Genomic DNA, 4625 nt, shown 5'->3' on the forward strand with positions numbered 1-4625 from the left:
CCGTCCTTGATATGGTAGCCTCTAATTTAGGAGGTGGTTTTTTGAGCAACGAACTAGTTAAATATCAACCGGAGTTAAATACAATTCCTCTGCGTAAATTTAGTCCTGTTGAGATGAATTTATTTTTTTCAATTGTGTCTAGAATGCGTGATAAGGGTGACCAAACCGTCCGCTTTAGCTTTGACCAGCTAAAAGAGTTAAGTAATTACAAACCCACAGCTAATCGGCGCTTTATCGACGATATTAAACGCACCTACGACCACTTGATGGACTTGCGTTTCGGTAGCCAAAGCAAAAGTGGGTTGTCGTTCGAAAGATTTGTCATGTTTACCAAATTTAAGATCAACGGTGACGTAGACGAGCCGTACGTTGACGTAGAAATCTACAAAGACGCTTTGCCCTTGCTGAACAATCTAGAGAGTTGGGTGCGGTATGCACTTATCGAGTTTCGCGACCTAAAAAGTAGCTATGCCAAAACCATGTTTCGATTACTCAAAGGCTATCGGACAACTGGATACGCCTACTTTTCCAAAGCAGATTTTGATGAGTTACTTGATATTCCAAAAACTTATCGGCAAGGCGACATTAACAAAAAAGTGATAAAACCAATCAAAGAAGAACTTACCCCCCTATTTCGTGGGCTAACTGTCCGCAAGAAATACGGTAAAGGGCGAGGAAAGCCTGTTATTGGCTATTCTTTTGCATGGAAACCTGAACGCAAAGATGCCGAAGATGTCCAAGTCAGCAAGACTGAACGCCTGAAAAAAGCCAAATTCAATATCGAGCACAATGGCGAACTGTCCGACAAAGAAAAATGGCGGGCAATTGATAAAATCAAAGGTCTCAAGCTAGGAACGACCGAAGCGGAACATAATAAACAAGAACAAGAGACGCGCGAAGAACAGATTCGTGCAGAGGAGCGACAAAAAATACTCGAAAAACTACGAAACGGAGGATTACGATGACCGAATTAGAACGTATTGCGAAACTAGAAAAGAAACTGAAAGTGCGTAAGCGCAAGGCACTAGCCAAGAAGTACGAGAAGTTGGGACGTGAATTTTACAAGGTCGATACGGTCGCAAAGTCGTTCAAGTTGAAATTCATAATAGCTGGACGGTACAACGAGCAATTGAAGAAAATGAAGAAAATTCTGAATATGTAGAAAGTATTACTACTCATGATTGGTTGAAGGGAAATTCAAAATGATTTATACATCAGGATATTTTATTGCTTTTTTAGGTCTGATAATTATGTTGTTTAATTTCAAGGATTTATATCCAAAGTTAAATATATGGTGTCGCTTGGGCTTTATCCTTTTATGCCTTGGTCTTATTTTACCTATGCTTTATGGATTTATTACTGGTTTTATAAATAATCACTAAATTAAACCGTCCGTAAATTTTGTAAAGCAAAATAAAGGTGCACTTATACATCAAATAAATTGGTGTCGTGTTAAACCCTAAAAACCTGTATAAGAAGTTAGCCAATGGTTAAGCCAATTTCGAAAAGAAAATGCGCAATCATAGCGTACCAAAAAGCCGATTTGCGAACAGCAAACTTTCGGCTTTTTTTGTGCGGTTTTTTTTGTGTCCTTTTTTTGCAAAAAAAGGGCAGGTTTTCGGGTTTGAACTTGTGTCGTTTTGCGAAGCGAAATCGGCATGCTTTTGACTTTGATTTTAGGGGGATAAAAGGGGGAGCGAAGCGCCCTCTTTTCAAGCAGGAATAGGCAGACTTTTGCGGAGCAAAATGTATGTCATTCCGACAGCTTGCAGTATTTGTTTTTTAATGTTAGGGTAAACGTGACCGAAAAGGAAGCGTTTATACTTACATTAACTCATTAAAAATCTAACCGCATAGGGCAGATTGATAATGATGATTCTTAGGGGTGAACTTCATGGCAAATATTAAAGCCAATTCAGATAAACAAACTAAACGAATTAACTTTCGTCTAAATGAACTTGAATACGAGAAGCTATCACAGTCAGCAAGCACTTACGGTCTAACGGTTTCTAGTTATGCCAAACAGCTGGCTTTGAAATCAAATCTACGTAAGCCCTATTTTTCCGCCAGTGACACGCAACAAATCATTCTCGAACTAACCCGTCAAGGAACAAACTTAAACCAAATAACGCGGAAACTTAACCAAGGCGATCCTTTGACACCAGCCATGTTAGCTGAAATCAAAAAAATGCAGGAGGCGCAACGGCAACTATGGCGACAATTGCAAAAGTAACCAACGGCGCCAGTGCCGCTAGTGCGTTGGATTATGCGTTAGGTAAAGACAAGCCCCTGCATGAACACACGGAACGCTGGCTTGAAGAAAACCGACTAGAGCGTCTTGACGCCCTCAAAGATTGTCGTGCGGTGGCCGTTGGCGGGACTAATGGGATTGACCCAGTCATTGCCAAGGAACAATTTAAGGCCGTTCAGCAAGCGTTCAATCAAACAGCAAGACGCAATCAGGTGCTACGCATCACGCAATCTTTTGCCTTGAACGAGTTAGACCCTACGAATACCAGAGATTGGCAACGAGCTAATGACTTAGGCTGTGAGCTTGCTGAAAAGCTTTATCCTGACTATCAAACTGCTGTTTATACGCATCTAGACGGTCAAAATCACATTCTGCACAACCACATCATCATCAACAAGGTCAATCTTCAAACTGGTAAAAAGCTTGATGAGCGTAAGGGTTCTGCTGTTGAACGTGCTAGAAATGCCAATGACGAAATTTCCAAAGAGCAAGGCTGGAAAGTCATTGAACCCGTGCGTGAACACCAGTCCAGAACAGAACAGGACTTGACCAAAAAAGGGCAATACTCGTACATGCACGATTTACGAGGTCGAATTGATACTACTATGCAGGATACGTCTATTTGCGATTTTAAGACGTTCTCAGACGTTTTAGCTAGGTCCGGCGTAAATGTATCTGTTCGTGGTCAAAACGTCTCATACGCCTTTTTAGACGCCAATAAGAAGCAGAGACGTGCAAGGGGTAAACGACTCGGCACTGATTACGAAAAGGAGACGATTCTGAATGAGCTGGAGAGACGAACTAGAGAACGAACAGCACAGCAACTCGATCGTGAAGACCAAAGCCGAGCTACTGAACTTGTGCGAGAGACAACAAGTACAGATACAGCGCTTGAACAACGAGAACGACAAGCTCAATCAAGAAAACCAAGAATTGACCAACTTAGAAACGCAGTTAAGCCAATTGCAGACCACCTACAGCACTTTACAGGCGCAGTACGAGAGTTTGCTGGCAAAGTTGAACAACGAGTAATTGACAGCAAGCTGTATAAAGACGTGGCAAGTCGCTTCAAAGCTGACCTTGCTAAACAGGAGCAAGCCCGACAAAACGCTATCAAACAGGACTTAGCTAAGCGAATGGCACCAAAGAAACAACCGCAACAACCACAAAGAAGCTACTATCGAGAACCGGAGGGACGCTCAAGATGAGTCAAAACGAAGAATTAGCACGTCAAATTTTAATAGCCTACGCCAATGGCAAGGTAGATTTAAGTAAAGTTCCAGAATTGCAAAAAATCGTCAAAGAAGCTGCTGCGGCACAAATGGCTTACACTGTCGACACTACCGACCTACAACAAAAACAAGCAGACGCATTGAAACGATCAGAGATTTGGCTCGATGAGCAAGCACATGCCCGATTAGATGCGATTAACCCCGACCAACTCAAACAAGCATTCATTGATTCTGTCGAGGACTACAAGCAACAACTCGACCAAGCGAAAGAAGAGCTAAAAGCTGTGCTTGATAGGTCTGAAGCTCATCAGCGTCAACAGTTTTGGCGCAATCTAATGCCTATCTTGGCGGGAAGCGCCGTTTGCTTGTTGCTAACCGCAATTATCTTCTTTGTGCTTGAAAAGCTGATTTATCAAGGCGTTTGGCAAGGTTGGGGGTTGCACAAACTGTATGCTACCGTGCTCGCGATTCAGCCCCAGCACCCCTATGGTGCGATTGTGCTTGGCCTGCTTGGGTTTGTTTTATTAGCGGGCGCTCTTTATGCCAGTTTCTGGTTATTAGTGCATGCCGTCCAACAATTAGTCGATTTTCAGCCGTCTAAGCTGTTGTTCTGGAGAAAACATGATAATACTCGCTGGTAGTCCTAAATGAGCTTAGAACGCAAAATATGGCCTTTTATGCCTATCTGGGCTTACCTGCCGAGCGTCAGTCGAGGCTTTTCCTGAACCACGCTTTTGATTTTGAATTTAGCGAGTGAACGAAGTTGAACGCTGCAAGCAAAATGTGAGCGTGCTTTTCGCTCACTCCTTTTTGGTTTTTGGTCCTGATTTGGCATTTTGGGGCACGGAGACGAAGTCGGAGACCCCCACCTCTTTTATAACCTCTTTTAAAACCTCTTTTAAAACCTCTTTTAAGGGCATGTTCCACGTTACTCTCCCAAGCGTTTCACAAATGTTTGGGGGTCCAATTGTCTGTTTATGGGGGTCCAATTGTCTGTTTATGGGGGTCCAATTGTCTGTTTATGGGGGTCCAATTGTCTGTTTATGGGGGTCTCGTCTTGAGGTTCCGTCCTTGATATGGTAGCCTCTAATTTAGGAGGTGGTTTTTTGAGCAACGAACTAGTTAAATATCAACCGGAGTTA

The 4625-nt window shown here is 42.7% G+C and carries 5 protein-coding genes; all 5 read left to right on the forward strand.

The features are described from left to right. Positions 1–41 precede the first annotated feature (41 nt). The 5 genes from QUF07_RS13245 (at position 42) to QUF07_RS13265 (ending at position 4124) form a co-directional block, all read left to right on the forward strand. Entirely contained in the window at positions 42–965 is a 924-nt protein-coding gene (locus QUF07_RS13245) for a replication initiation protein (RefSeq protein ID WP_153109706.1), read from the forward strand. Next, positions 962–1162 (forward strand): hypothetical protein, encoded by a 201-nt coding sequence (locus QUF07_RS13250; protein ID WP_289427867.1) that lies wholly within the window; start codon positions 962–964, stop codon positions 1160–1162. The genes QUF07_RS13245 and QUF07_RS13250 overlap by 4 nt, the downstream gene beginning before the upstream one ends. Positions 1163–1894: 732 nt before the next feature. Next, positions 1895–2233, forward strand: a complete 339-nt coding sequence (locus QUF07_RS13255) for a plasmid mobilization protein (RefSeq protein WP_056986456.1) — start codon at positions 1895–1897, stop codon at positions 2231–2233. After that, complete coding sequence (locus QUF07_RS13260; RefSeq protein ID WP_012695384.1) at positions 2212–3459, forward strand: relaxase/mobilization nuclease domain-containing protein; 1248 nt, start codon at positions 2212–2214, stop codon at positions 3457–3459. Before QUF07_RS13255 ends, QUF07_RS13260 begins: the two co-directional genes overlap by 22 nt. Then, positions 3456–4124 (forward strand): hypothetical protein, encoded by a 669-nt coding sequence (locus QUF07_RS13265; protein ID WP_289427875.1) that lies wholly within the window; start codon positions 3456–3458, stop codon positions 4122–4124. Before QUF07_RS13260 ends, QUF07_RS13265 begins: the two co-directional genes overlap by 4 nt. Positions 4125–4625 lie beyond the last annotated feature (501 nt).

This window comes from Lentilactobacillus sp. TOM.63 (assembly GCF_030361045.1).
In the GTDB taxonomy this organism is placed as follows: Bacteria; Bacillota; Bacilli; order Lactobacillales; family Lactobacillaceae; genus Lentilactobacillus; species Lentilactobacillus dabitei.

What these genes read in the sequence shown, in the direction of transcription:
- QUF07_RS13255 (WP_056986456.1), top strand. Translation starts at nt 1,895, where the DNA reads ATGGCAAATATTAAAGCCAATTCAGATAAACAAACTAAACGAATTAAC.
- QUF07_RS13250 (WP_289427867.1), top strand. Translation starts at nt 962, where the DNA reads ATGACCGAATTAGAACGTATTGCGAAACTAGAAAAGAAACTGAAAGTG.
- QUF07_RS13265 (WP_289427875.1), top strand. Translation starts at nt 3,456, where the DNA reads ATGAGTCAAAACGAAGAATTAGCACGTCAAATTTTAATAGCCTACGCC.
- QUF07_RS13260 (WP_012695384.1), top strand. Translation starts at nt 2,212, where the DNA reads ATGGCGACAATTGCAAAAGTAACCAACGGCGCCAGTGCCGCTAGTGCG.